This window comes from Mesorhizobium waimense, from assembly GCF_003601975.1.
Lineage (GTDB): Bacteria > Pseudomonadota > Alphaproteobacteria > Rhizobiales > Rhizobiaceae > Mesorhizobium > Mesorhizobium waimense.
This window is the reverse complement of the sequence record NZ_QZWZ01000257.1, coordinates 1-384: the sequence shown is the minus strand read 5'-3', so window position 1 is coordinate 384 and position 384 is coordinate 1. Positions and strand designations below refer to the sequence as shown.

General features: G+C 64.8%; 1 pseudogene. It reads right to left on the bottom strand.

The annotated features are described in order from the left end of the window. A pseudogene (locus D3227_RS40915) lies at nt 1-347 on the bottom strand (hypothetical protein); the annotation flags it as partial. Nucleotides 348-384: the final 37 nt, after the last annotated feature.

The window sequence follows — 384 nt, the reverse complement described above, 5'->3', positions numbered from 1 at the left end:
GTCATGGATTCCCGGCTCAGGCTGAAGCGGTCCATGCCGCTGATCGGGAAATTCTCCAACCCCACCGAGAGCTTCGGATCAGGGAGCGTCCCTGCAGATTTTTGGGCACTGCTCGCCGCGTCGATCTGAAGCCGCAGGGCCGTGATCCGGGGACTGTGCTGTTCGGCAAGGTCCAGTGCCTCGCCGAACTCCAATGCACGTGCGGGGTTGCTGGCCAGGCCCGTGGCGGCCAGCACGAACGCCAGGGCGGTCAGATGAAGGGTGTGAGTGCGCGCAGAAACGCGCGGGGCAGCGCGCCGGGGCGCAGCCAGGCACTCGCCAGGAGCGCCGAAACATGAGATGGGCATGATGGTCCTCGGAATTCAATGAGCACGAAGTCGGACA